Origin of the sequence: Polaromonas sp., from assembly GCF_041689105.1 — a bacterium.
In the GTDB taxonomy this organism is placed as follows: Bacteria; Pseudomonadota; Gammaproteobacteria; order Burkholderiales; family Burkholderiaceae_C; genus Polaromonas.
This window is the reverse complement of record NZ_JBDNGU010000038.1, coordinates 1-24,480: the sequence shown is the minus strand read 5'-3', so window position 1 is coordinate 24,480 and position 24,480 is coordinate 1. Positions and strand designations below refer to the sequence as shown.

22 protein-coding genes and 1 pseudogene are annotated in these 24,480 nt (G+C 63.7%); 14 read left to right on the top strand and 9 right to left on the bottom strand.

Annotated elements, in window-relative coordinates; genetic code table 11:
• Window positions 1-417, bottom strand: a 417-nt coding sequence (locus tag ACESMT_RS03660; protein WP_372825219.1) for a TatD family hydrolase, incomplete at its 3' end; no start/stop codon positions are given.
• A gap of 125 nt (window positions 418-542) precedes the next feature.
• On the opposite strand from ACESMT_RS03660, the gene ACESMT_RS03655 reads away from it, so the two are divergent.
• From ACESMT_RS03655 to ACESMT_RS03640, 4 genes are all read left to right on the top strand, one after another.
• The gene (locus tag ACESMT_RS03655) at window positions 543-1,445 is read left to right on the top strand and encodes a S1C family serine protease (RefSeq protein ID WP_372825218.1); all 903 of its coding nucleotides are present in this window, start codon (window positions 543-545) and stop codon (window positions 1,443-1,445) included.
• Window positions 1,446-1,456: 11 nt separating this feature from the next.
• Window positions 1,457-2,467: an AAA family ATPase gene (locus ACESMT_RS03650; protein WP_372825217.1), complete on the top strand. Its 1,011-nt coding sequence runs from the start codon at window positions 1,457-1,459 to the stop codon at window positions 2,465-2,467.
• Window positions 2,468-2,615: 148 nt separating this feature from the next.
• Window positions 2,616-3,635 (top strand): DUF58 domain-containing protein, encoded by a 1,020-nt coding sequence (locus ACESMT_RS03645; protein ID WP_372825216.1) that lies wholly within the window; start codon window positions 2,616-2,618, stop codon window positions 3,633-3,635.
• A 24-nt stretch (window positions 3,636-3,659) separates the two neighbouring features.
• Entirely contained in the window at window positions 3,660-4,715 is a 1,056-nt protein-coding gene (locus ACESMT_RS03640; RefSeq protein ID WP_372825215.1) for a VWA domain-containing protein, read from the top strand.
• A gap of 586 nt (window positions 4,716-5,301) precedes the next feature.
• Here the strand turns inward: ACESMT_RS03640 and ACESMT_RS03635 are convergent.
• Together ACESMT_RS03635 and ACESMT_RS03630 are read right to left on the bottom strand one after the other, a co-directional pair.
• Window positions 5,302-6,375, bottom strand: coding sequence for a M48 family metalloprotease (locus ACESMT_RS03635; protein ID WP_372825214.1), 1,074 nt, complete (start codon window positions 6,373-6,375; stop codon window positions 5,302-5,304).
• A 10-nt stretch (window positions 6,376-6,385) separates the two neighbouring features.
• Entirely contained in the window at window positions 6,386-6,964 is a 579-nt protein-coding gene (locus ACESMT_RS03630; protein WP_372825213.1) for an SH3 domain-containing protein, read from the bottom strand.
• Between the two features lie 37 nt (window positions 6,965-7,001).
• On the opposite strand from ACESMT_RS03630, the gene ACESMT_RS03625 reads away from it, so the two are divergent.
• Genes ACESMT_RS03625 through ACESMT_RS03610 form a run of 4 tightly spaced genes read left to right on the top strand, consistent with a single transcriptional unit; the run spans window position 7,002 to window position 9,591 of the window.
• The gene (locus ACESMT_RS03625) at window positions 7,002-7,796 is read left to right on the top strand and encodes an SDR family oxidoreductase (protein WP_372825212.1); all 795 of its coding nucleotides are present in this window, start codon (window positions 7,002-7,004) and stop codon (window positions 7,794-7,796) included.
• 25 nt (window positions 7,797-7,821) lie between these two features.
• Window positions 7,822-8,352: a thioesterase family protein gene (locus ACESMT_RS03620; protein WP_372825211.1), complete on the top strand. Its 531-nt coding sequence runs from the start codon at window positions 7,822-7,824 to the stop codon at window positions 8,350-8,352.
• Between the two features lie 3 nt (window positions 8,353-8,355).
• On the top strand, window positions 8,356-8,688 hold the full coding sequence (locus ACESMT_RS03615) for a thioredoxin family protein (RefSeq protein ID WP_372825210.1): 333 nt from the start codon (window positions 8,356-8,358) through the stop codon (window positions 8,686-8,688).
• A 42-nt stretch (window positions 8,689-8,730) separates the two neighbouring features.
• Entirely contained in the window at window positions 8,731-9,591 is an 861-nt protein-coding gene (locus ACESMT_RS03610) for a PA4780 family RIO1-like protein kinase (RefSeq protein WP_372825209.1), read from the top strand.
• A 57-nt stretch (window positions 9,592-9,648) separates the two neighbouring features.
• Here ACESMT_RS03610 and ACESMT_RS03605 read toward each other — a convergent pair whose 3' ends face one another.
• Complete coding sequence (locus ACESMT_RS03605) at window positions 9,649-10,548, bottom strand: DMT family transporter (RefSeq protein ID WP_372825208.1); 900 nt, start codon at window positions 10,546-10,548, stop codon at window positions 9,649-9,651.
• 158 nt (window positions 10,549-10,706) lie between these two features.
• Between ACESMT_RS03605 and ACESMT_RS03600 the strand changes: the two genes are divergently transcribed.
• Window positions 10,707-11,702, top strand: coding sequence for a quinone oxidoreductase (locus tag ACESMT_RS03600; RefSeq protein WP_372825207.1), 996 nt, complete (start codon window positions 10,707-10,709; stop codon window positions 11,700-11,702).
• A gap of 6 nt (window positions 11,703-11,708) precedes the next feature.
• Window positions 11,709-12,515, top strand: coding sequence for an NUDIX domain-containing protein (locus tag ACESMT_RS03595; protein ID WP_372825206.1), 807 nt, complete (start codon window positions 11,709-11,711; stop codon window positions 12,513-12,515).
• 131 nt (window positions 12,516-12,646) lie between these two features.
• Here ACESMT_RS03595 and ACESMT_RS03590 read toward each other — a convergent pair whose 3' ends face one another.
• The 5 genes from ACESMT_RS03590 to ACESMT_RS03570 form a co-directional block, all read right to left on the bottom strand.
• Window positions 12,647-13,864 carry a multidrug effflux MFS transporter gene (locus tag ACESMT_RS03590; protein WP_372825205.1) on the bottom strand — a complete coding sequence of 406 codons (1,218 nt, stop codon included), beginning with the start codon at window positions 13,862-13,864 and terminating at the stop codon, window positions 12,647-12,649.
• A gap of 6 nt (window positions 13,865-13,870) precedes the next feature.
• Window positions 13,871-15,538 carry a Na/Pi cotransporter family protein gene (locus ACESMT_RS03585; protein WP_372825204.1) on the bottom strand — a complete coding sequence of 556 codons (1,668 nt, stop codon included), beginning with the start codon at window positions 15,536-15,538 and terminating at the stop codon, window positions 13,871-13,873.
• Window positions 15,539-15,625: 87 nt separating this feature from the next.
• A complete protein-coding gene (gene lspA / locus ACESMT_RS03580) occupies window positions 15,626-16,126 on the bottom strand; it encodes a signal peptidase II (RefSeq protein WP_372825203.1) in 501 nt (166 codons plus the stop codon).
• On the bottom strand, window positions 16,126-19,041 hold the full coding sequence (ileS, locus tag ACESMT_RS03575) for an isoleucine--tRNA ligase (RefSeq protein ID WP_372825202.1): 2,916 nt from the start codon (window positions 19,039-19,041) through the stop codon (window positions 16,126-16,128). The genes lspA and ileS overlap by 1 nt, the downstream gene beginning before the upstream one ends.
• Before the next feature lie 107 nt (window positions 19,042-19,148).
• Entirely contained in the window at window positions 19,149-20,183 is a 1,035-nt protein-coding gene (locus ACESMT_RS03570; protein ID WP_372825201.1) for a bifunctional riboflavin kinase/FAD synthetase, read from the bottom strand.
• 160 nt (window positions 20,184-20,343) lie between these two features.
• On the opposite strand from ACESMT_RS03570, the gene ACESMT_RS03565 reads away from it, so the two are divergent.
• From ACESMT_RS03565 to ACESMT_RS03550, 4 genes and pseudogenes are all read left to right on the top strand, one after another.
• Window positions 20,344-20,901, top strand: a complete 558-nt coding sequence (locus ACESMT_RS03565) for an HNH endonuclease (protein ID WP_372825200.1) — start codon at window positions 20,344-20,346, stop codon at window positions 20,899-20,901.
• A gap of 440 nt (window positions 20,902-21,341) precedes the next feature.
• Window positions 21,342-22,202: a tyrosine-type recombinase/integrase gene (locus ACESMT_RS03560; protein WP_372825199.1), complete on the top strand. Its 861-nt coding sequence runs from the start codon at window positions 21,342-21,344 to the stop codon at window positions 22,200-22,202.
• A 21-nt stretch (window positions 22,203-22,223) separates the two neighbouring features.
• A pseudogene (locus ACESMT_RS03555) lies at window positions 22,224-23,440 on the top strand (IS91 family transposase).
• A 330-nt stretch (window positions 23,441-23,770) separates the two neighbouring features.
• Window positions 23,771-24,193 (top strand): hypothetical protein, encoded by a 423-nt coding sequence (locus ACESMT_RS03550; RefSeq protein ID WP_372825198.1) that lies wholly within the window; start codon window positions 23,771-23,773, stop codon window positions 24,191-24,193.
• Window positions 24,194-24,480 lie beyond the last annotated feature (287 nt).

Sequence of the window (24,480 nt, the reverse complement as noted above, 5' to 3'; positions counted from 1 at the left end):
GCGCACGTGCAGGATCACAGGCAGACCGTGTTTCCGCGCGAGCCGGAGCTGCTCGCGGTAGAAATACTCCTGCCGCTCGCGCAACGGGCTTTGTGTGAGCTCCGGCACAAAATAGTCAAGACCAATCTCGCCCACCGCCACCAGCCGCGGATCGGCGTGCCGCAGGGCCAGCTCGGCATCCAGCAGCGCGAGATCGCCGTCTTGCGCGTTTTTGACACACAGCGGGTGAATGCCCAGGGCGTAACTGTCCCCAAAGGCGTGCGCCATGTCCCGCACCGCAGCAAAATTGAAGGCGGCAACCGCCGGCCAGACACATAAAGCCACGCCCGCGGCCGCCGCCCGTGCGCGCATGGCGGGGCGGTCGGCGTCGAATTCCGCTGCGTCCAGGTGGCAATGGGTATCTATCCATGCAGACATTCTCCAATAATGCCTGAATCCGCCGAATCAAATATCCCCCCAGGTAGCCGAACTATATGCAGGGATGCACCAGACGTGATACCGTGCATCGTCAGTCCAGAAAATCATTTTTACAGGTGACACGGATGCGCAGGCCCGCCCTTTACAGCAGCTCCAGCAAACTTTCGCGGGCTTCGGGGCCAGACCCGGCAGCGCCGGCAGCGGCACCGCCCATCGACTCTTTGCCGGCCACCCGTTTTTTCTCTGCCTCCAATCCGCGCCTGTTGTGGTCGGCCCTGCTGCTCCTGGCCGTACTGCTGCTCATCAGCCTGTCGCTGTCCCTGCGCCCGATGCCGCGCAAGCTGACCCAGGACGACATCAACGCAGCCGTACTCAAGACGCTGGAAACCACCCAACTGCCATCGGCCGTGGCCAGGGCCTACGACAAGATTCGCCCCTCGGTGGTGCGTGTCACGGCTTACGGAAAAAGCAAGGACGGCAAGGAAGACGTGGAGTACGGCGTCGGCAGCGGCGTCGTGATTGTCGACAAGGGCATCATCCTGACCAACCTGCATGTGGTGCAGGGCGCGCAAAGCATCAAGGTGGTGTTTTCCGACGGGCTGGAGTCCACGGCCCATGTGACCGGCCTGCAGCCTGAAAACGACCTGGCAGTGCTGCAGGCCCACAAGATCCCCGACGACATGATTGCGGCCACCATGCGTTCCACCGGCGACCTGGCGCCTGGCGACCACGTACTGGCGGTCGGCTACCCCTTCGGTATCGGGCCTTCGGCATCGGCGGGCGTGATATCGGGCCTCAAGCGCACCTTTCGCTCACCCGAGGGCAAACAGGACCTTCGCAACCTGATCCAGTTTGATGCGGCCGCCAACCCCGGCAATTCGGGTGGCCCGCTGGTCACCATGGACGGCGAGGTGGTCGGCATCGTCACCGCCATCCTCAACCCCAACCAGCAACGCAGCTTTGTCGGCATTGCGTTTGCGGTACCGATTGAAAACGCTGCCTCGGCCGTCGGCCTGACCCCTTTTTAAGGACCCTACCCATGCAAGCACAGTCATCGCCGCAGGATGCCCACACCGCGCAACTGATGGAGCAGATTCTTTACGAAGTCAAACGCGTCGTGGTCGGCCAGGACCGCTTTCTTGAACGTGTGATGGTCGCCATCCTGGCCCAGGGCCACCTGCTGGTTGAAGGTGTGCCGGGTCTGGCCAAAACCCTGACCGTCAAGACGCTGGCCAATACCATCCAGGGCAATTTCAAGCGCATCCAGTTCACCCCTGACCTGGTGCCGGCCGACCTGGTGGGCACTCGCATCTACAACCAGAAAACCGGCGACTTCAGCACCTCGCTGGGCCCGGTGTTTACCAACCTGCTGCTGGCCGACGAGATCAACCGGGCGCCGGCCAAGGTGCAGAGCGCGCTGCTGGAAGTGATGCAGGAGCGCCAGGTCACGATCGCAGGCGAAACACATCGCGTGCCTGAGCCCTTTCTGGTGATGGCCACGCAAAACCCGATCGAAACCGAAGGCACCTACCCACTGCCAGAGGCGCAGGTGGACCGCTTCATGATGAAGGTGCTGGTCGACTACCCCACCGACGAGGAAGAGTTTGTCATCGTCCAGCGCGTGATTGGCCCGGCTGTCGCGGTTTCCAGCGTAGCCACCACCGAGCAACTGGCCGAACTGCAGCGCGAATGCCGCCGCGTCTATGTGGACCCGTCGCTGATCCAGTACGCGGTGCGCCTGGTGTCGGCCACCCGAACGCCTGAAAAGCATGGCCTCAAGGACCTGGCCCGCTTCATCACCTTCGGCGCCAGCCCGCGCGCCACCATCAACCTGACCGAAGGCGCACGCGCGCTGGCCATGCTGCGCGGCCGCACCTACGCCCTGCCCGAAGACATGACCGACCTGGTGCCCGACGTGCTGCGGCACCGGCTGGTGCTGTCCTACGAAGCGCTGTCCGAAGGGCTGGATGCCGACACCGTGATCGGGGAAATCATGGCGAAGGTGCCGGCGCCTGCGCGGCCACTTGAACATGAAAAACTGGCGGCCTAGAGATATGGCCCCCACGCTCGCCACTGCGTGTACTTCGCTGCCCCCCGAGGGGGCCGCTGCGCCTGCGGACTGGCAAAGCCAGATCCGCGGCCCCTGCTTGAAAAGAGAAGAAGAGCGCCCCACGGTCGTTCCGGGGCGCTGACCTGTCATGAAAAACTGGTTTCGCAAGTCCGCTCAAGCCGATGCGCCCGTTCCGGCATTGGTGGCGACGGCGCAAGCTGGTGCCGCTGCCGGCGCCGAACATGTGCTGCGCCGGCTTGAGTGGACCGTGCTGCGTCGGCTCGACGGCCTGCTCCAGGGCGACTACCGCACCCTGATGCGCGGAACCGGCATGGACCTGGCCGAACTGCGCGAATACCAACACCATGACGACGTGCGTCATATCGACTGGAACGTGACCGCCCGCCTGCAAATGCCGCATGTGCGCGTCTTCACCGAAGACCGGGAGATGGCCAGCTGGTTTTTGCTGGACCTGAGCCCGTCGGTCGATTTCGGCTCGGGCGACCAGCGCAAAAGCCAGGTCTCCAGCGAGTTTGTCGCGGTGCTGGCGCGCATGCTCACGCGCCATGGAAACCGTGTTGGCGCCATGCTTTACGGCAGCGGTGTCGACACCGTGCTGCCCGCGCGCGGCGGTCGCCCGCATGTGCTGCACCTGCTGCATGCCATGCAGACCCGTCCCGAAGCCACCGGGACGACGACCACGCGACTGGACGAGCTGCTGCAATCTGCCGCCAGGCTGCTGCGCCGACGCTCGACAGTGTTTGTGGTGTCGGACTTCATCAGCGAGTCAGGGTGGGAAAAGACTTTGGGCCAGCTGGCACAGCGCCATGAAGTGGTGGCGGTGCGCCTGCTGGACCCGATGGAGCTGGCGCTGCCCGACCTGGGGCTGATCCCGATTCGTGACGCGGAGACCGGCGAGCAACTGCTGGTGGACACCCACGACGCTGGTTTTCGCCGCCGCTTTGCGCGCATCGCGGCGCAGCGGGAGGCCGATTTGCGCCAGGCGCTGGTGCGTGCCGGTGTCGATACGCTGGAGCTGTCCACCGACGGCGACCTGGTTGACGCCATCATGCGTTTTACCGAACTCCGCAAGCGCCGCGGCCAGTCGTCCGGCGCGGCGGGCAAAGGCCGGCGCTCGCTGCCGGACCATCTCAAGGCGGCCGCCTGATCACGGCCCGAAGGAGACCTTCCCATGAACTCACCTGTCACTTTTCTCTGGCCGCAGTTTCTCTGGCTGTTGCTGGCCCTGCCCTTGCTGGTGGCCGTGTATGTCTGGCTGCTGCGGCGCAAAAAGAAGATGGCGCTGCGTTTTGCCAGCCTGTCCATCGTGCGCGAAGCCATGGGCAGCGGGCAGACTTTCCGGCGCCATATCCCGCCACTGCTGTTTCTGCTGGCCATGGCCGCGATGCTGCTGGCCGCGTCGCGCCCGTTTGCAGTGATTACCTTGCCTTCGCAGCAGGAAACCATCATCCTCGCGATGGACGTGTCGGGCAGCATGCGCGCCACCGATGTGTTGCCGAACCGGCTGGTCGCCTCGCAAAACGCTGCCAAGGCTTTTCTGGCGGACCTGCCGCGTAGCGTGCGGGTCGGCATTGTGGCTTTTGCCGGCACCGCCTCGGTGGTGCAGCCAGCCACCCTGAGCCGCGAAGACCTGGTGACGGCCATCGACAAGTTCCAGCTGCAGCGCGCCACGGCCATCGGGAATGCCATCGTCGTGTCACTGGGCGAGCTGTTTCCTGACGCGGGCATCGACCTGGCATCGCTCACCTACGGCCGCAACCGCAGCGGCGGCGTCGCCATCGACCAGGCAACCAAGCAGCCCAAAAAAGAGTTCATACCGGTTGCCCCAGGCTCCTACACCTCGGCCGCCATCATCCTGTTGACCGATGGGCAGCGCACCACCGGTGTCGACTCGCTGGAAGCCGCCAAGATGGCGGCCGAACGCGGGGTGCGCATCTACACCGTGGGTGTGGGGACAGTGGACGGCGAGACCATCGGTTTTGAGGGCTGGTCCATGCGCGTCAAGCTCGACGAGGAAACCCTCAAGGCGATTGCCACCAGCACCCAGGCCGAGTACTTTTACGCCGGCACCGCAGCCGACCTGAAAAAAGTTTATGAAACCCTGAGTTCGCGCCTGACGGTGGAGAAAAAGGAAACCGAGATTTCGGGTCTGCTCGCACTAGCTGCAGCGGTGCTGGCACTGATGTCGGCCTCGCTGTCGCTGCTGTGGTTCAACCGGATTCTTTGAAGTCCGTTCCCCGACCACCCAGCCTGGTCCGGCATCACGCTGCGTCCCCGGTTGGCGTTGGACAGTAGGCCAACTCCCCACTCCCAACCCCCCCGCCCTTCCCTCGCCCCACTGGGCGATGGAAGGGAGCCGCATTTGGCCGCGCGTGCAGCGCTCGCGTGCAAACATGACTGTCTGCTGGGATTCCCGTGCAGGAAGCGCTGCGCGCTTCTTCAACTCCGGATCGAGTTCGGTATCTGTATTCGGATTGGTGTTTGTTTTCTCCCCCACCCGTCGGGCTGGGCTGAGGAGCGCAGGCAAAAGCGGATCAGGGCTTGCGATTGTCTGAGCCGAAGGCGAGTTCGAGCTCGACCCCTTTTTCGGCGAGCACCGCAGGTTGCCCCGAAGCGCAGCGCAGGGGCCCAGACCATCGGGTCGCTTTTTTCTTGGCTCACTTTCTTTTTGGCGACGCAAAAAGAAAGTGAGTTGCTGCCGGGCAACCCCCGGCTTGTCGGTAGAACTACAGACGCGCAAGCTCGCACCGGCTTCGACCCTTCGACAAGCTCAGAACGGGCCAAGCTCAGCCCGAACGCTGAAAAAGTCGTCCTTACTTTTTCACCGGCACCCGCCGCCCCGCAGGCGCTGTGGCCGCTGGCGCATCGGCCCGACTGGCCGTGCGCGTGGCCGCCAGCCGCTCCATGCGCTGCGTGACCGTGACGGCGGGCTGGCCGGTGAAACCGTCCATGCGCGTGCCCATGGCCTGCTCCAGCAGGTCCAGCCTTTGCTGGGCGGGCGGGTGGGTGCTCAGTGACAGGGCAAACAGCGGGTTGTCGGGCGAGGCGGTGCGCAACTGCTGCAGCACCGCAACCAGGCCGTAGGGGTCGAAACCGGCGCGTGCTGCCAGCGCCACGCCGTGGCGGTCGGCTTCGAATTCGTCGCTCTGGTCCAGGCCACGCGAGTACAGGTCACGCCCCAGACTCAGAAACTGGGCCGACACCGCACCGGCCAGTTCGCCCTTGACCTGCGAGCCGATGGCCTGGGTCAGCAGGCCAGAACGGGCCGATTTGGCCATGGCCTGCAAATGGTGCTTGCCCGTGACATGGGTGATTTCATGCGCCAGGATGCCGGCCAGTTCAGCTTCATCGGCCACCTGGTCTACCAGGCCCTTGGTGACAAACACATAACCGCCGGGCGCGGCAAAGGCGTTAAAGCCCGGGTCGTCGAGCACGCCAAACGTCCAGGGCAGTTGCGGCCGTGCGGACTGCAGGCTGATCCAGCGGCCGAGCTGGTTCACATAACGCTGCAGCGCCATGTCGGGATGCAAGGGCTTGCTGCCCAGCAGCACGGCGGCCAGCTGACGGCCGATCTCGATCTCCTTGGGTTCGTCAATCTGCTCCAGCGATTGCGACAGCAGGCCGATCAGGTTGCCGGCGTTGGCGGCCTGGTTGTCACCCGACGGCGCCAGCCCGGCGCCCAACAGATTGCCCAGCAGGCCTGCCGGCGACGCCGGCTGCTGCTGCTGCGCCGGCGCTTCGGCCGGGGCGGCCTGGCGCAGAAAGGAGCCGAGCAGGTTCAGCGCCTTGCCACCGTCCTGGCTGTAGGCGGGCGCAGCGCCCAGCCCGGGGAGCAGCATCAGCCATGACAGGCTCGCCGCGCGGGGGGAGATGTTTGGCAGCTTCATGGCGCAGCTCCTAGTTGTTGGTGTTGATCATGGGGCTGGTGTTTTGCACCGGTGCTGGCGTTGGCAGCGCGTCAACCGTCCGGCTGCTGAGCGCGGCACTGGCCGCAAACTGCCGCGCCTGGTCGGCGTCCTGCCGCAGCGCGTCGGCCTGCGTGACGGCGGCAGGGTTGGGTTGGGCGCGCGCGAGGTCTTCGGCGCCCAGCCCGCGTATGCCCACGGTGGAGGTGGCCGTGATGGTCCCGCCCTGCGCGCTGCCTTTGTTGAAAAAACTGGTCAGGCCGCGTAGCGCGTTCGTGCCCGCGCCGGCCGGTGCTGCACTGCTGGCAGCACCAACATCAAACATGTGCACCCAGCCCGAGGCCCCGTCGGCGGTACGCACCTCAATCCAGGCGCCCTGCCGCAGACCTGAACGGGTCACGGGTGTCCGGGCGGCCAGGGCGGCCAGGCTGCGCGAGCCTTCGCCGGGTGTCTCACGCAATTCGACGGCGCGTTTGATCTGAACCGATTCGCTCTGCGCCTGGGCCAAGCCGCCTGACACGAGCAGGCAAGAGACCAGCACGTGCAGGCGGTTGAATTTACTCAGTATCATGGCCACTCACTTTCACGAAAATGAAGCAGGAATTATTATGGATTTGGGTATTGCAGGCAAATGGGCGCTGGTGTGCGGCGCAAGCAAGGGGTTGGGCCTGGGTTGTGCCCAGGCGCTGGTTCGCGAGGGCGTGAATGTGCTGATCGTCGCCCGGGGCGCCGAAGTGCTGGAAGCAAGCGCTAGCAAATTGATAGCTGACAGCGCCCGGCCGGCAGCGGCTGAGGTGCGATTTGTCGCTGCAGATATCACCACAACGGAAGGCCGCGCTGCGGTGTTTGCCGTGCGCAAGGACTTTGACATCGTGGTCACCAATGCTGGCGGCCCGCCGCCGGGCGACTTCCGCAGCTGGGACCGCGACGCGTGGATCAAGGCCGTGGATGCCAACATGCTCACACCCATCGAGCTGATCAAGGCCACGGTGGACGGCATGGCCGAACGCGGCTTTGGCCGCATCGTCAATATCACCTCCAGCTCGGTCAAGGCGCCCATCGACATCCTCGGGCTGTCCAACGGCGCGCGCAGCGGACTGACCGGTTTTGTTGCCGGCGTCGCGCGTACCAAGCTCGCAGCCAGCGGCGTGACCATCAACAACCTGCTGCCCGGTGCCTTTGACACCGACCGTTTGCGCGGCACCATGCAGGGAGCGGCCACAAAAACCGGCCAGCCGATTGATGCGGTGATGGACGCACGGCGCAAGACCATTCCGGCCCAGCGTTTCGGCACGCCCGAAGAGTTTGGTGCGATCTGCGCGTTTTTGTGCAGCACCCACGCCGCCTACATCACTGGCCAGAACGTGCTGGCCGATGGCGGCGCTTACCCCGGCACTTATTGAGCCCGGACACGCTGCGCCAGGCGCCATGGCGGGACTGCTGAGAAATCTGCTGACGCTGCTGGTGGCACTGTGCCACTACCGCAGCGTCACGCCGCAGTCGCGCACGCAGCTAGGGTTTTGGGTCACCCCCCTGGACACCGGCCTGGCCACGCTCAAGAGCGACCGCTACCTGCAGATGGCCGAGTCGGCCCAGCTGGACTACGTGGTCAGAACCGGGCTGGTGCGGGACATGCTGCGCAAGGGCTACCGCTTTGTGAACGCTTCCCAGCTGGTGCGCTTCGCCAGGCCTGTCCGTCTTTTCAGCCGCGCTGCGGTAGCTCCGCAAGTCATTTTTGCAGACGGCAAGTGCGCTTATTTTCACCATGTGTTCACGGTGGGGACAGCGCTGCACGCTGAGGTTTTTGTGAAGATGAAATTCAAGCAAGGCCGGCTGACGATCTGCCCTGCCGAGCTGGTGGGCAGCTTCGACGGCGCAAAGCCCGCCGTGCTGCAGCACTGGGACGCAGCGCTGGCGGCCCCGACACTGCAGGACCTGGGCGCTCACCAGCGCATTTGACCCATGGGTTTTTCGGCGCGCTTCACTGATCCCGAACCCGGGCGCACGCAGGTCGATGCGCTGACTGGCCCGGTGGTGCTTGAATTCGGCACAGGCTGGTGCTCGTTTTGCCGGGCCGCCCAGCCCTTGCTGGCTGCCAGTTTTGCGGACCACCCCGGTGTTTGCCATCTCAAGGTCGAGGACGGCAGCGGCCGGCGCCTGGGCCGCTCCTTTGGCGTCAAGCTGTGGCCGACGCTGGTGTTTTTGCGTGACGGTGGGGAAGTCACTCGGCTGGTGAGGCCGGACAACGTGGCTGCCTTGGCCCACGCGTTGGCTGCCATCGACCCGCCAGCCTGACGCCGTTGCGTCCGCGCAGCGACGGCGGGGCACAATAGGTCCATGAAAGCTCCCCCCAGACTGCAATCCCTGATCGAGGAAGGCCTGATCGATACCGTTGTGCGCCAGCTCATGAGCGGCAAGGAAGCCATGGTCTACGTAGTGCGCTGCGGCGACGACACGCGCTGCGCCAAGATCTACAAGGAAGCCACACAGCGCAGTTTTCGCCAGGCGGTGGACTACACCGAAAACCGCAAGGTCAAGAGCAGCCGCCAGGCCCGCGCCATGGCCAAGGGAACGAAGTTCGGGCGGCAGGCGCAGGAGGCCGCCTGGCAAAGCGCCGAGGTCGATGCGCTGTACCGACTGGCCGCCGCTGGCGTGCGCGTGCCCACGCCTTACAACTTCCACGACGGCGTGTTGTTGATGGAACTGGTGACCGACGAACGCGGTGATGCCGCCCCGCGCCTGAACGATGTGGTTCTTTCACGCGAAGACGCGCTGGTCCACCACGCCATGCTGATCGGGCAGGTGGTGCGCATGCTTTGCGCTGGCGTGGTGCATGGCGACCTGTCCGAGTTCAATATCCTGCTGGGCCACCACGACGGCGTTGACAGCCCGGTGATCATCGACCTGCCGCAGGCCATTGATGCGGCCGGCAACAACCACGCCGCCCGCATGCTGCTGCGAGACGTGGACAACCTGCGTAACTTCTTCGGCCGTTTCGCGCCCGAGCTGCTGCACACCGACTTCGGCCTGGAGATATGGGACCTGTATCAGCGCGGCATGCTGCACGTCGACAGCCCGCTGACCGGCCGCTTCGAGCGCCGGACCGCAGCGGTGGACATGGGCAGCGTCATGCGCGAGATCGACGACGCTCGCGCTGAAGAGGCGGCGCGGCGGGTGCGGATGCAGGTGGCGGGGTGACGGTCACGTCCAAGCTGCTGTTGCCTGGTTTGCGAAAAAGACCTGGAGCTGCGTGCATCACCGCCGGGACGACACCACAATCCCGCCGACGATCAGCACAAAGGCAAGGCCGTGGTAGGGCTGAGGCAACTCGCCGAGGAAGGCCGCGGACATCAGCGCCGCAAACAGCGGCGTGAGGTTGGCAAAAAAGCCGGCGATGTTGGGGCCGACACGCTGAATGCCGAGGCCCCAGCAGCGATACGCCAGGATGGCCGGGCCAAGGGCCACGTACAGCAGGGCGGCAGCCAGCGGCCAGCCCCAGACGATGTGGGCGTCGGTCAGCGCCCACTCACCAGCGGCAAACAGGCCTGACCAGCCCAGGCCGAACACCATCTGCGCCATCAGGAAGGCGGCCCAATCGCTGCGGATGGCAGTCGGCTCTTTGGGCTGTGACAACATCCAGCTATAGAAGGCCCAGGCCGCGGTGGCCAGCAGCACGTACAGATCGCCGGGCACCAGGCGCACCCCGGCCAGCAGTGCCAACTGCCCGCGCGACAGCACCACCAGCACCCCGATGATGGACAGCAGCGCGCCCAGCATCTGGCGGCGCGACACCGGTTGCGCAAAAAACAACCAGCCGATGCCCAGCATCCAGACCGGCGTGCTGGCCGCGACCAATGTGACGTTGAGCGGTGTCGACGTCTGCAGCGCCAGGTATTGCAACGCGTTGTAGGCGCCCACGCCCAGCAGACCCAGCACCGCGAAGCGCCGCCAGTGTGGCCACATGCCGCTGTTCCGGCGCAGCACCCAGCCGGCCAGCGGCAAAAGAATGACGAAGGCCAGCGCCCAGCGCAGGAAGTTCAGGGTGATGGGTGGCACCAACTGGTTGACAAGCCGCCCCACCACCGCATTGCCGGCCCAGAGCAGGGGCGGCACCAGCAGCAGCGTGGCGGTGCGAAAATTCAGTCCGGGCGTCATGCGGGGACTGTAACCATCTGCCAGCCGCCTTGCTGACCAGAGCCTGATCGCCCGGCGCCAGAAGCAGGACGGCGGCTTGCACGGCCAGCAGGCAAGGCGGTTTCGTGGCAGGATGCAGGCCGCATCTCCCATTCAACCGCAACGCAAGGAAAACCATCATGGCCATGACCCTCTCCAAAGCTGTCCGTATCGACCAGTACGGAGGACCCGAAGAGCTCAAGCTGGTTGACGTGGAGGTTGGCGAGCCCGGGCCTGGCGAGATCCGCATCCGTCACAAGGCGGTTGGCCTGAACTACATTGATGTCTACCAGCGCGCTGGCGTGTACAAGCTGCCCATGCCGCTGCAGCTCGGCATGGAGGCGTCCGGCATCGTCGAGGCAGTGGGCGAAGGCGTCACACACCTGAAGGCCGGCGACCGCGCCGCTTACGCCAGCCAGCCACCAGGCAGCTACTGCGAGCTGCGCGTGATGCCCGCCAAATGTGTCTGCAAGCTGCCCGACGACATTTCCTTCGACACCGGCGCGGCGATGATGCTCAAGGGCCTGACCGCGCAATACCTGCTGAGCCGCACCCAGCCCCAAGGTGGCCTGCAGGCCGGCGACCATGTGCTGTTCCATGCCGCCGCCGGTGGTGTCGGCCTGATCGCCTGTCAGTGGGCCAAAGCCATGGGCCTGCAACTCATAGGCACGGCCGGGTCCGACGAAAAATGCGCGCTCGCCAAAGAGCATGGGGCGGCCTTCGTCATCAACTATGCGAAAGAAGACTTTGTGGCGCGCGTGAAAGAGATCACTGGCGGGCAGGGCGTCAAAGTGGTCTACGACTCGGTGGGCAAGGACACCTTCCTGAAGTCACTCGACTGCACGCGACCTTTTGGACTGGTGGCCAACTTCGGCAATGCATCGGGCAAGGTCGAGCCGCTGGACATTGGCCTGCTGGCCGCCAAGGGCTCGCTGTATGTGTCACGGCCCACGCTGTTCACCCACATCGCCACGCGCGAAAGCACGCAGGACATGGCCGACCAGCTGTTTGCCATGGTCAGCAGCGGCAAGGTGACTATTCGCATCGACCAGCGCTTCGCGCTGGCGGACGTGGCGCAGGCGCACCGTTCGCTGGAGGCGCGCAAGACCACCGGCTGCACCATCCTGACCTTGTAATTTGCCATGGCTGGGCTGGACCCGCAATGGCTGGCCTCGCTGCGCGCCAGCGCCAGGCTGGCCCCGGCGCGGCCGCGCCTGCCGCTGATCGCAGGTGATACGGTGATTGGCTCGGTGGAGCCTGATTTTTTAAGTCAAATCAGGCTACAGCCCTTGTCAGACGGACGCAATACGCTATCAAAAACAGAGCATTCTGGCAGGCCGGCCTGGCGTCTGCTGGGGGAACCCACCGCCGCGCTCGACGCGCTGGCGCTGGCCTTGCGCGAGGCTGGCCTGGCCCATGCCTGGCGTGACGAGCAACTGGCGGTGGCCGATGCGCAAGGGCAGCGCATCGGCAGCGTGGAGCGCGCGGTGGTTCGCGTGCTGGGCATCACCACTGCGGCGGTGCACCTGGTCGGGCAGGCCGAGGACGGCCGCTTCTGGGTGCAGCAGCGGGCCTGGAGCAAGTCCAATGATCCGGGCATGTGGGACACCTTGATGGGCGGCATGATCAGCGGCGCCGATACGCTGGCCAGCGCACTCGAGCGTGAAACCTGGGAAGAGGCTGGTCTGCGCCTGGATCAGTTGCGGGCCATCGTTCACAAAGGGCACGTCGACATCCGCCGACCCTGCGACGACGGCCACGGCGCCGGCTATGTGGTCGAACGTATCGACTGGCACCACTGCACCGTGCCCGATGGGCAGGTGCCGGTGAATCAGGATGGCGAGGTCGAAAGGTTCGTGCTGATGGATGCGGGCGAGATGCTGGAGAAGATGCACGCCAATGAATTTACCAGCGAGGCGGCCCTGATCCAGGCCGCGTTGCTGGGGTAAGCACCGGCGCCTGGTGCGAGGTACAGCTCCCCATTCAAGCAGGGGCCGCGGATCTGGCTTTGCCAGGCCGCAGGCGCAGCGGCCCCCTCCGGGGGGCAGGGAGTTACACGAAGTGAACGACCGTGGGGGCCTTATTTGCCAATTTCCGGCCAGCGGTGGTGCAAATACAGCCACGCCACCAGACCAATACAAAGCATTAGCAGCGACACCGCCGCCAGCGCGATGGTGGAGTGCATGATCAGCGGTGCGATCACGCCGGCCACGATGCCGTTGGCGGTCGAGCCGATAAAAGCCTGCAGCGAGGACGCCATGCCGCGCCGCTCGGGGTAGAGGTCCAGCACCAGCAGCGTCACCACCGGCACCATCAGGGCCCAACCAAAGGCAAAGATGGCAATCGGAAACAGCGCCCAGGACACATGGGCCTTGAACAGCAGGTTGGCGACCAGGTTGAGTACCGCAACCACCAGCATGATTACAAAGCCGTGGCGGATCTGCTGCTTGGGCGCAATCTTTCCCGCCATGCGTCCGCTGACCCAGGCACCAGCCATGATGCCGGAGATCGTCAGCACAAAAAACCAGAAGAATTCGGTCGGCGCCAGATCCATGTGCGAGCCCAGGAACTCGGGCGCCGCCAGCACATATAAAAACATGCCGTTGAAAGGTACACCGCTGGCCAGCGCCAGCAGAAAAAACCGCGCGCTGGAGCCGAGCTGCCAATAACCGCGCATCAGGTGTTTCACATTGAAAGGCTGGCGCTGCGACAGCTGCAGCGTTTCGGGCAGCAGGCGGTAGTTGGCGGTCCACAGCAACACGCCGACGCCAGTCAGAAACCAGAAGATCGAGTGCCAGTTCAGGTGCACAAACAGCCAGCCGCCGATGATGGGTGCAACCGCTGGCGCCACGCCGAAATAAATCGTCACCTGGCTCATGACTTTTTGTGCCTGCGCCGGCGGAAACATGTCGCGGATCACCGCGCGGGAGACCACGATGCCGGCGCCGGTGGACAGGCCCTGCAGCGCCCGGAAAAACACCAACTGGCTGATGCTTTGTGACAGCGCGCAGCCGGCCGACGCCACGGTGAACATGGCAATGCCCCATAACACCACGGGGCGGCGTCCGAAGCTGTCGGCCAGCGCGCCATGGAACAGGTTCATGAAAGCAAAACCGAACAGGTAGGCCGACAGCGTCTGCTGCATCTCGACCGGTGTGGCGCCCAGCGACTGTGCAATGCCCGAAAACGCCGGGATGTAGGTGTCGATTGAAAACGGCCCCAGCATGCCGAGCAGCGCAAGCAGCACGGCGAGAGCCCAGCGCGGCCCCTTCCACAGCTGGTCAGCGTTGGGGTTCATGCGCGTTCAGCGGGAGACGTCGTCCAGCAGCACGCTCTGGCGCAGCCGGTTCGGGGCCAGCGCGCCGGCCGAGTCGAGGATGGGGTAGGCAATCGAGCAGATGTGCGAGTTGATGCGTTTCAAGTCGCTGATCAGGTCAATGTGCAGCGAGCTGGTTTCCATGCTCTGCGTGGTGCGGTCGGACAGGCGGCCCAGGTGGGTGGTCGCATAGGCGCGCTCCAGGTCACGAAAGCGGGCTTTTTCTTCCAGCAGCTTTTGCGCGTCGCGCACGCTGCCGTTGAGAAACACGCTCATGCTCAGGCGCAGGTTGTCCACCAGACGCTGGTGCAACTCGCAGATTTCGGCCATGCCGGCTTCGGAGAAACTGCGGCCGGGCTTGATCTTCTTGTCCTCGATGTCGATCAGCACGCGTTCGATGATGTCGCCGATCTGCTCCATGTTGATGGTGAAGCTGATGATGTCGGTCCAGCGCCGGCTTTCTTCCTCGCCGAGCGCCTCGCGCGAGATCTTGGTCAGGTAATACTTGATGGCCGAATACAACTCGTCGACAGTGTCGTCCATCTTGCGCAGGTCTTCGGCCAGCTTGAGGTCGTTGCGGCGTATGACTTCCAGCATTCCCAGCAGCATGCTCTCGACCACATCGGCCTGGTGCAGCGCCTCACGCGCCGCGCACGAGATCGCCAGCGAGGGCGTGGCCAGCGCCGAGGGGTCCAGGTGGTGCGGCCGCCCGCCTGCTTTGCTGCCCTTGACCGGGCGCGGCAGGAATTTTTCAACCCAGCGTGCCACCACCTGTGTCCAGCCGATAAACACCAGTCCGACGACCGTGTTGAAGGCCAGGTGGAACAGCACCACCATGGTGGCTGTCTCGCCGAGGTGTGGCGCGACATGGCGCAGCCACAGACCGACGAAGGGCGCGGCCGCCGCCACGCCCAGCAGCTTGAACACCAGGTTGCCCAGCGGCACCTGCCGCACTTCGATCGCAGAACGTGCCGTCGTCAGCACCGCGAGCAGGCCGCTACCGAGATTGGCACCCAGCACCAAGCCCAGCGCAACATCAGGCGGAATCACGCCAGAAGCCGCGAGTGTGGCCGTCAGCAGCACAATCGCCAGGCTGGAGTAAGAGACCACAGCCAGCACTGCCCCTGCGGTGATTTCCAGCAGCAGATCGCTGCTCAGCGTGCCCAGCAGGGCCTTGATCGCCGGGTTCGAGGTCAGCACCCCGGTCGAGTCGGTGACCAGGCGCAGGGCCAGCAGCATCAGGCCCAGGCCGATCAGGATGCGGCCGACACGTCCGACGTTGGTCGACTGCCGCGAGATGAACAGCACCACGCCGGAAAAGATGAACAGCGGCGACAGCCAGGATAAATCGAAGGAGAACACCACGGCCATCAGGCTGGTGCCGATATCGGCACCCAGCATCACCGCCAGCGCAAGTGGCAGTGCGATCAGCCCCTGGCCCACAAACGAGGACACGATCAAAGCCGTGGCCGTGCTCGACTGCACCAGCGCGGTCACGCCTATGCCCGAGAGTGCGGCGTTGAAGCGGTTGCTGATGCTGCGCGAGAGCACATGGCGCAGGTTGGCGCCGAACACGCGAAGGATGCCAGTGCGCACAAGGTGCGTGCCCCAGACCAGCAGCGCTATGGCCGCCAATAAATTCAATAGGTGCTTCATAAAATCAGAAGCTCACTATAGCCTGCCCGGCACCACCAGGATGCTGCCCTTGAGGCAGTAAAGTACGCGAAGCGACAAGCTTTGGGGCTATTTGCTTCTCTTCACGCGCAGCAACTCGTCCAGGATCAGGCAGATCGCGCCCACGGTGATCGCGGCGTCGGCGATGTTGAAGGCCGGGAAGTGCCAGTTGCCGTAATGGAAGTCCAGGAAGTCCACCACATAACCATGCAGCAGGCGGTCGATCACATTGCCGATGGCGCCGCCCAGGATGCATGCCAGCGCAAAGGAGAACAGCCTTTGCCCCGAATGCGATTTCAGCATCCACAGGATGAACAGCGCGGCCGCCATGCCGATGGCGGTAAAAAACCAGCGTTGCCAGCCCGACGCCGACGCGAGGAAGGAAAACGCCGCGCCACTGTTGTGCACCCGCACTACGTTGAAGAAGCTGGTCACGTAGGTCGCGTCGCCGAGCTGGTAGTAACCGAGGATCAGCACCTTGGTGAACTGGTCGGCGATCAGCAGGATCAGCGCCAGGCCCAGCCAGGGCAGCATGGTCGGTGTGGTGGTTCCAAAGGTGGTTTTTGCCATCAAGCGTACTTTCTGTCTTCGCCCGCACCGAACAGGTTGCTGGTGCATCGGCTGCAAAGGGTCGGATGCGCGGTGTCCTGGCCGATATCGGCCCGGTAGTGCCAGCAACGCTCACATTTGGTGTCAGAACTGGCCTTGACCCTTATCGACAACGCGTCACCAGCTATTAATTCAATAGCGGATGTGATGAAGGCGAACTTCAGGTCGTCGCCCAGGCTGGCCAGCAGCGCGTGGTCGCTGGCCGTGACTTCCAGCGCGACATTGGCTTGCAGGGACGAGCCGACCTTGCCTTCGGCGCGCAGGGTTTCGATGTCCTTGTTCACCGCGTCACGCAGCTCGCGCACGCGCCCCCATTTCGCCAGCAGGTCCGCGTCGGGCGCGGCCAGTTCAGCATAGGTTTCCATGAAGATGGACTCCGATGCGCCGGCCACTTTCCAGGCTTCCTCGGCGGTGAAGCTCAGGAAAGGCGCCATCCAGCGCAGCATGGCCTGGGTGATCTGGTGCAGCGCAGTTTGGGCGCTGCGTCGGGCCAGCGATTTTGGCGCTGTGGTGTACAGCCTGTCCTTCAGGATGTCGAGGTAGAAGGAGCCGAGGTCTTCGCTGCAGTAGATCTGCAGCTTGGACACGACGGGGTGGAATTCGTAGACCTCGTAGTGCGCGAGGATGTCGGCCTGCAACTGCGCCGCGCGGCTCAGCGCATAACGGTCGATCTCCAGCATCTGCGCCAGCGGCACCGCGTCCTTGACCGGGTCGAAGTCACTGATGTTGGCCAGCAGGAACTTGAGCGTGTTGCGCACTCTGCGGTAGGTGTCCACCACCCGCTCGAGGATTTTGTCGTCGCCGGCGATATCGCCCGAGTAGTCGCTGGCCGCGACCCACAGGCGGATGATCTCGGCGCCCAGCTTTTTGCTGGTTTCCTGCGGATCGACACCGTTGCCCTGCGACTTGCTCATCTTGCGGCCCTGGCTGTCCACGGTGAAGCCGTGGGTCAGCAGCCCCTTGTAAGGCGCATGGTCGTACATCGCGCAGGCGGTGAGCAGTGACGAGTGGAACCAGCCGCGGTGCTGGTCGTGGCCTTCCAGGTACAAGTCGGCCGGCCAGGTGGACTGGGCCGCATGGCTTTTCTGCAGCACGGTGTAGTGCGTGGTGCCGGAGTCGAACCAGACGTCCAGGATGTCGTTGCTCTTGGTATAAAGCCCGGCGTCCGCGCCGATCAGCGATTCAGCGGTGGCCTTGCTCCAGGCCTCGATGCCGCCTTCGGCCACCATGGCGGCCGCCGTGTCCAGCAGTTCCATGGTGCGCGGGTGCAGTTCGCCCGTGGCGGTGTGGATGAACAACGGCAGGGGCACACCCCAGCTGCGCTGGCGCGAGATGCACCAGTCGGGCCGGCCGGCAATCATGTCGCGGAGCCGCGTTTTGCCGTTTTCGGGGTAGAAGCTGGTTTCTTCGATGGCGTTGAGGGCCAACTGGCGCAGCGTCTGCGGCGCCTTGTCTTTGGTAAAAACGCCTTCGCCTTCATCCATGCGGATGAACCACTGGGCCGCAGCGCGGTAGATCACCGGCGACTTGTGGCGCCAGCAGTGCGGGTAGCTGTGCGTGATGGTTTCGGTGGCGAAAAGCCGGCCGGCCTCGCGCAGCGCGTCGATCACCAGCGGTGCAGCTTTCCAGATGTTCAAGCCGCCGAACAGCGGCAGCTCATCCACATAACGGCCATGCGCCTGCACCGGGTTCAGGATATCGTCCACGTCGATGCCATTGGCGATGCAGGAGTTGAAATCCTCCACCCCGTAGGCGGGCGAGGAGTGCACGATGCCGGTACCGTCGTCGGCCGTCGCGTAGTCGGCCAGGAAGACCGGGCCCAGGCGCCGGTAACCCGCATCCACGTCATGGAGCGGGTGCTGGAAGTTCAGCAGCGCCAGATTTTTGCCTTCGGTCGTAGCCAGCACCGTGCCGGTCAGCTGGTAGCGCTCCATGCATTTTTCAACCAGCGAGGCAGCCAGCAGCAGGATGCCGCGTTCGGTATCGACCAGCGCGTAGTGGAGCTCGGGGTTGAGGTTCAGCGCCTGGTTGGCCGGGATGGTCCAGGCGGTCGTTGTCCAGATGACGGCGAAGATATCTTTGCCAGCGGCATCGCCCCTCACCCCCGCCCTCTCCCCGGAGGGGCGAGGGGGCAAGACAGGCTGTTCTTGGCTCCCTGTCCCGCTGGCGGGAGAGGGCAGGGGTGAGGGCAGCCCGAAAGCCGCCAGTACCTTCTCCGGCTCGGCGCTCTTGAAACCAACATCCAGCGTTTGCGACTTCTTGTCCGCGTATTCGATCTCGAATTCCGCCAGCGAGGAGCCGCAGTCAAAACACCAGTACACAGGCTTGAGGCCGCGGTAGACAAAACCCCGCTCCATGATGCGTTTGAGCGCGCGGATTTCGTCGGCTTCGTTGCCGGGGTTCATGGTCAGGTAGGGGTTGTCCCACTCGCCCAGCACGCCCAGGCGCTTGAAGTCTTCTTTCTGCAGCGCGATCTGCTCGGTGGCGTAAGCCCGGCTTTTGGCCTGAACCTCGTCGCGGCTGAGCTTGCGACCGAAGGTTTTTTCGATCTGGTTCTCGATCGGCAGGCCGTGGCAGTCCCAGCCCGGGACGTAGATCGCGTCCATGCCCTTGAGCTGGCGCGCCTTGACGATCATGTCTTTCAGGATCTTGTTGACCGCATGACCCATGTGGATCTGGCCGTTGGCGTAGGGCGGGCCGTCGTGCAGCACAAAACGCGGTTTGCCGGCGCGCACGTCGCGCAGCTTTTTGTAGATGCCTTTTTCGTCCCACTCCTTGACCCAGCCCGGCTCGCGCTTGGGCAGGTCACCGCGCATCGGAAACGGGGTGTCGGGCAGATTGAGGGTGCTGCGGTAGTCGGTCTTGGTGTCAAGCATGGAAAACTTCAGTTGAGGCGGGCTGGTGAGGCAGGGCCGCCGGAATACGGATCGGGAAGAAAAGCCTTTTGCCCGGGAAGGGGCGTGGCCAGGGGCGACGAGATCGTCTAAATTCGGTCGCGCGTGGTCTGGCGGCTGGTTTCCGTGTGCATGGACGCTGAAAACGACTTGGACGCCTGGGCAAAAAACGCCCGCGCGTCGTCACAGTCCCGGGCGATGCCCGCCTTGAGGCTGTCCAGACCGTCGTATTTCAGTTCGTCGTGCAGTTTGTGTAGCAGTTCCACACGGATGATTTTACCGTATGCCTCTTCGCCGCCCAGGCCCGCCGGCCAGTCCAGGCAATGCGTCTCCAGCAGCACCCGCCCGCCATTGACGTCATCGGGGTGCAGCGACGGCCGGATGCCCAGGTTGGCGACGCCGGGCAGGGGTGCGTCGCCCAGCCCAAACACCTGCACTGCAAAAATTCCGCTGGCCGCCGGTTTCCAGTGTGAAAAGCGCAGGTTCAGGGTGCGAAAACCCAGTTCACGCCCGAGCTTGCGGCCATGCACCACGTGGCCCGAGATGCTGTAGGGCCGTCCCAGCAGGCTGGCCACCCGGGCCATCTGGCCCTGGGCCAGCGCTTCGCGCACAGCCGAACTTGACACGCGGTTGTTGCTCACTTCATAACTGTTCATGCGGGCAACGTCAAAACCCAGGCGTTCTCCGGCGGTATCCAGCATGGTGTAGCCGCCGGTGCGCTTGGCGCCAAAACGGAAGTCGTCGCCCACCAGCACGTAGCGCACGCCCAGGCCCTTGACCAGCACGTCCTCGATAAAGGCCTCCGCAGGTTGGGACGCCAGCCGCGCATTGAAGGGCAGCACCACACACTGGTCGATGCCGCAACGCGCCAGCTCGGTCAGTTTGTCGCGCAGGGTGGCAATACGCGCCGGCGCCAGCTCGGGCTTGCGCGCGACCGCCGCAAAGTAGTCGCGCGGATGCGGCTCAAAGGTCATCACACAACTGGGCACGCCCCGGTGCTGGGCCTCGTTTTTCAGTAGCGCCAGCATCGCCTGGTGGCCGCGGTGCACGCCATCGAAGTTGCCGATGGTCAGCGCGCACTGCGCCGCAAGTCGGGGATCGTGGTGGCCGCGAAAGATTTTCATGCCACCAATTATCGTTTTAATAGCGCCACGGGCCGGCGGGGTGCGGGCTGAAAGGCCAAATAGGACCCGTCTGCAGGGCTTTGTCATGAAATCACGGTATATTGAGGTGTCAGGCATTTTGAGTCCGGTTCCATGCGTTGTTTGACCATTGGAGGTTCGTTTGAAGGTCTTGAAGCTCTCAGCCCAGGGGTTGCCACAGTCGTGGATCAGCCTCGAACAAGCGGTTTTGCACTATGCCTCGGAGGAGGTGCGCTGGGAGATGGGTGCGCGGGTGGCCACATTTCATGGCGGGCACAACGCCATCACGGGCAACCAGTCCATCATCACGGTCAACAGCATCATCGGCACCAAGGGTGTGCCCAACATCAACCCCTTCAACCTCAAGCCGGGGCTGACCAATGGCAAACTGTTTGCGCGCGACCGCAACATTTGCGCCTACTGTGGCGACCACTTCTACGAGGAAGACCTGACGCGCGAGCACATCATTCCGTTTGCGCAAAACGGCATCGACACCTGGATGAACGTGGTAACCGCCTGCCGCGCCTGCAATCACCGCAAGAGCAGCCGCACACCCGAGCAGGCCCACATGCCGCTGCTCTACACACCGTATGTCCCCAGCCTCTGGGAAGACTTCATCCTGCGCAACCGCCGCATCCTGGCGGACCAGATGGAGTTTTTGATGGCGCATGTGCCCAGGACGTCGCGGCTGCTGGTTTGAATCTGGCCGGCATGCCATCAAGCCCGCTGGGGTAGGCACGCATACCGAACTGTTTGATGATTGAGCGCCCTTGTGCTTGTAACGCAGCGCCTGGCTCACCTGCTCCAGCAGTCGGCTGGATTGGGGAAAATAGGCGGCAGAGTTCATAAAATCAAAACCATGCACAAAAACACGGCATTGGTACCAAAAGTCAAGCTGTCAAGCGGGGCAGGCGGGTTTTTCAGGGGTGATTGTGATCCAACGGTCCAGCTTATCCCGCCGGATAAACTGGATCGCCAGAATATCCGACGAGCTACATTACTTTGAACTAAACCGCTGACGCGGTGGCTGGTCTGCAAAGAACGCCACCGCGTTTTGTTTTCTGGACGACTTGCATAGTTGGGTGCTGAGGTGAAGCCTTCGAGGCGGGGAATGTTCCCCGGCTTTGAAGGAGAAACCTCATGACCGAATTACGTCAACGCATGCTCAATGCCATGGTGCAAAGAGGCTTTGCGCCGCGCACCCAGGAATCCTACGTACGCGCCATCCGGCGCATGGCCAAGTTCTACCGGCGTGACCCAGCCCAGTACACCGCGCAAGAAGTCCAGGCCTACCTGCTGAACATGGTCAAGGACGAGAAACTCTCGTACAGCAGCATGAACCAGGCTGCGTGCGCGGCGCAGTTTTTGTTCCAAACCGTGCTGGGTCATGGACGCGAGCAATTCCACATCCCCTTCGCCAAAGTCCCCGCCAAGCAACCCGAACTGCTGGCCCGAGGCGAGATAGCGCGCCTGCTCACGGTCTGCCTGCACCCCGCCAAACGCATGCTGCTGCAAACCGTCTACGCCACCGGGCTGCGTGTCTCAGAAGCCTGTGCTCTCAAAGTCAGAGACATCGACAGTGCGCATGACCGCATGTGCATCCGGGTGGAGTGCGGCAAAGGCGGCAAAGGCCGCCATAGCATCCTGAGCCAGACGCTGCTGGAGTTGCTGCGCGCCTACGTGCGCCATGCCAAACCCAGCGTCTGGCTGTTCACCGACTCCAGTGGCACCAAGCCCATGGATATCTGTATGGCGCAACGTGCCTACTATGGGGCCTGTATCCGCGGCGCCATCACCAAGACCGGCGGCATCCACACCCTGCGCCACTGCTTTGCCACCCATTTGCTCGAAGGCGGCGTGGACCTCTTCACCATCCAGAAGCTGCTGGGCCACAGCCATATCGCCACCACCGGGCGCTACCTGCACCTGATCAGCCCACAGTTTCGCCCACCCCAGGGCACTTATCCACTGGACTTGCTGGCCGGCCTATACCTGCACTGATCCCTTCGGAGTGGTCTTGTGATGGCCGCCAGTGTGGCCAATACTGTGGCCGGCGCACTGCGCCAGTTTGGCCCAGCGTATCTGAGCCAGCACAGTCTCTCCACACCCCAGGCCAAAGCCTGGCGGGCAATAGTTGCCTGCCGCACGGCGGCGCTGGGTGGCGACCGCCTGGCCTGTGATGCCTGCGGCCACAGCCAGTGGCACTACCACGCCTGCCGCAACCGCCACTGTCCGCAGTGCGGCACGCGCGCCAAAGACGCCTGGCTGCAAGCCAGGTTGGCCCAGGTGCTGGACGTGCCCTACGCCCACATGGTGTTCACACTGCCGCACAGCCTGAACGCCCTGTACGGCGCGCACCCGCGCTGGGTGATCGATACCTTGTTTGCCTGCGTGGCGCAAACCCTGAGCGAGTTTGCGGCCAACCCGAGGTGGCTGGGTGTCCAGGCTGCCTTCACGCTGGTGCTGCACACCTGGACCCAGGACTTGGCAAGCGTCATGTTCACGTGCATGCAGTGCTCGCCTGTGGGGGTCTGACGCGCCATGAGTCAGGCCAGGGGCATTGGGTGCAACCCACGCGCTCGCCGCAGTTTGTGTTCCCGGTGCATGCCCTGTCCACGGTGTTCAGGGGAAAGTTCATGGCCGCCCTGCAGGCGGCGCACGAGCGCGGCGAGATTGCCAATGATCCAGATCGCGCCAACCTTGATTGGGTCAAGCGCCAGCAGGCGCTGTACCGCCACGACTGGGTGTTGTATGCCAAGACGCCGATGGGCGGGCCGGCCCAGGTGCTGGAGTACCTGGCGCGCTACACGCACCGCACGGCCATCAGCAACGAGCGCATCGTCAACATCGCAGCCGCTCAGGTGGCGCTCAAGGTGCGCGCCGACGACCAAGGAGGCAAGCGGCGCGTCAAACTCGATGGCGTGGAGTTTGTGCGTCGCTTCCTGCTGCATGTGCTGCCCTCTGGGCTCAAGCGCATTCGCCACTATGGCTTGCTCGCTCCCAGCAAGGCCCAGTCGCTGGCACAGGCGCGTGCCCAGATGCAGATGCCGCCCATCACTGCGGTGGCGCTGGAGTCGGCACAGGGCTTCCTGCACCGGGTGGCTCAGGTGGACCTGCACCAGTGTCCCTGTTGCCAGGTCGGACGCATGCGCTGGGTCGAGACACTGAAGGGCTGCAAGGCGTTGCCGGCGCCGGCAGCGGTGAGCGCGATCAGGCCGCACAGCACGGGCCCACCATGACGGCTCGCTACGCAAACAGGGTTGGGTGGGGCATCGGGTGTGGCCGCGCGGGGCACGCCGGGGTCGTGCCCCGCCAAGCGACTGGGCGGGGCGATCTGAGCCGTCACCCGGCGATGGACTGCCCCAGCGCAATGTCTCCAAAACAGGACAAACCGTCACTGGAAGATGCGCAGCGCCAGATCTGTGACCACAGCACGGCCTGCCAAACTTACAATCCCCTGTAATCCGCCGCGACCTCAGCGGTTCAGTCCAGCGTGGTTTATCTGCCGAAGGGGGTCTCTTGGTTTCTTCCAGCTTGGCTTCTCGGCAGATAAACGCTGATCGTTAGCCATGGAAGAAAACCTACCCTCCGAGCCCGCGCCTCGCGTCGAATTGAGAGCCGTTGCTCTCGCTGAGCAGCATTTTCTGGCCGACGGCTACTCCGTGGAAGACGTTTCTCGCAAGCGGGGGCACAACGGGTACGACCTTCTCGTGGAGAAAGACGGCACCCCGATGAAGGTTGAGGTGAAAGGCGCCACGCGCGCGTGGGGTATTCCGGACCCTTACAACACTGAGTTCGATGATTCGATGCGACTGGTCGCAGATGTTCTTTGCGTTGTCTACTTCATCGGGAACGATCCGCCGAAGATGTGCCTGATTCCAAGAGACGCCATCTCACCGAAGGATGTGTCCGTTCGGATGGGGTATCGGATCAGTAGCCGATTCAAGAAGGAGTCAGTCTTGAGCCAGTACGTAGTTCCTATCCGGGCCTGAGTTCCATGGCTAACATGTTGATCGACGCAGACACACCACATCACGACGCTGCTTCGCAGCAGTTGTTGCGTGCCGGTCATCGCCAACGTTAAATTTCAATTGACGCGCGGTATTTCGTAGATACAATTAAGTATGCTTACATGGGGCGAAGTCAAGCGCAAGGTCAATATCAAGAACCACGGGCTGGACTTCGCCGGATGCGATGCAATATGGGATCACTTCACCGTCACGCGTGAGGACAAGCGGCAAGTCTATGGCGAGGCGCGCCAAGTCTGCTTTGGTCTTCT

Coding starts and splice junctions, on each gene's coding strand:
- ACESMT_RS03560 (WP_372825199.1), top strand. CDS start 21,342: ATGACCGAATTACGTCAACGCATGCTCAATGCCATGGTGCAAAGAGGC.
- ileS (WP_372825202.1), bottom strand. CDS start 19,041: ATGCTTGACACCAAGACCGACTACCGCAGCACCCTCAATCTGCCCGAC.
- ACESMT_RS03620 (WP_372825211.1), top strand. CDS start 7,822: ATGGCGGGACTGCTGAGAAATCTGCTGACGCTGCTGGTGGCACTGTGC.
- ACESMT_RS03610 (WP_372825209.1), top strand. CDS start 8,731: ATGAAAGCTCCCCCCAGACTGCAATCCCTGATCGAGGAAGGCCTGATC.
- ACESMT_RS03650 (WP_372825217.1), top strand. CDS start 1,457: ATGCAAGCACAGTCATCGCCGCAGGATGCCCACACCGCGCAACTGATG.
- ACESMT_RS03630 (WP_372825213.1), bottom strand. CDS start 6,964: ATGATACTGAGTAAATTCAACCGCCTGCACGTGCTGGTCTCTTGCCTG.
- ACESMT_RS03570 (WP_372825201.1), bottom strand. CDS start 20,183: ATGAAAATCTTTCGCGGCCACCACGATCCCCGACTTGCGGCGCAGTGC.
- ACESMT_RS03590 (WP_372825205.1), bottom strand. CDS start 13,864: ATGAACCCCAACGCTGACCAGCTGTGGAAGGGGCCGCGCTGGGCTCTC.
- ACESMT_RS03595 (WP_372825206.1), top strand. CDS start 11,709: ATGGCTGGGCTGGACCCGCAATGGCTGGCCTCGCTGCGCGCCAGCGCC.
- ACESMT_RS03635 (WP_372825214.1), bottom strand. CDS start 6,375: ATGAAGCTGCCAAACATCTCCCCCCGCGCGGCGAGCCTGTCATGGCTG.
- ACESMT_RS03585 (WP_372825204.1), bottom strand. CDS start 15,538: ATGAAGCACCTATTGAATTTATTGGCGGCCATAGCGCTGCTGGTCTGG.
- ACESMT_RS03655 (WP_372825218.1), top strand. CDS start 543: ATGCGCAGGCCCGCCCTTTACAGCAGCTCCAGCAAACTTTCGCGGGCT.
- ACESMT_RS03625 (WP_372825212.1), top strand. CDS start 7,002: ATGGATTTGGGTATTGCAGGCAAATGGGCGCTGGTGTGCGGCGCAAGC.
- lspA (WP_372825203.1), bottom strand. CDS start 16,126: ATGGCAAAAACCACCTTTGGAACCACCACACCGACCATGCTGCCCTGG.
- ACESMT_RS03640 (WP_372825215.1), top strand. CDS start 3,660: ATGAACTCACCTGTCACTTTTCTCTGGCCGCAGTTTCTCTGGCTGTTG.
- ACESMT_RS03645 (WP_372825216.1), top strand. CDS start 2,616: ATGAAAAACTGGTTTCGCAAGTCCGCTCAAGCCGATGCGCCCGTTCCG.
- ACESMT_RS03615 (WP_372825210.1), top strand. CDS start 8,356: ATGGGTTTTTCGGCGCGCTTCACTGATCCCGAACCCGGGCGCACGCAG.
- ACESMT_RS03600 (WP_372825207.1), top strand. CDS start 10,707: ATGGCCATGACCCTCTCCAAAGCTGTCCGTATCGACCAGTACGGAGGA.
- ACESMT_RS03605 (WP_372825208.1), bottom strand. CDS start 10,548: ATGACGCCCGGACTGAATTTTCGCACCGCCACGCTGCTGCTGGTGCCG.
- ACESMT_RS03550 (WP_372825198.1), top strand. CDS start 23,771: ATGGAAGAAAACCTACCCTCCGAGCCCGCGCCTCGCGTCGAATTGAGA.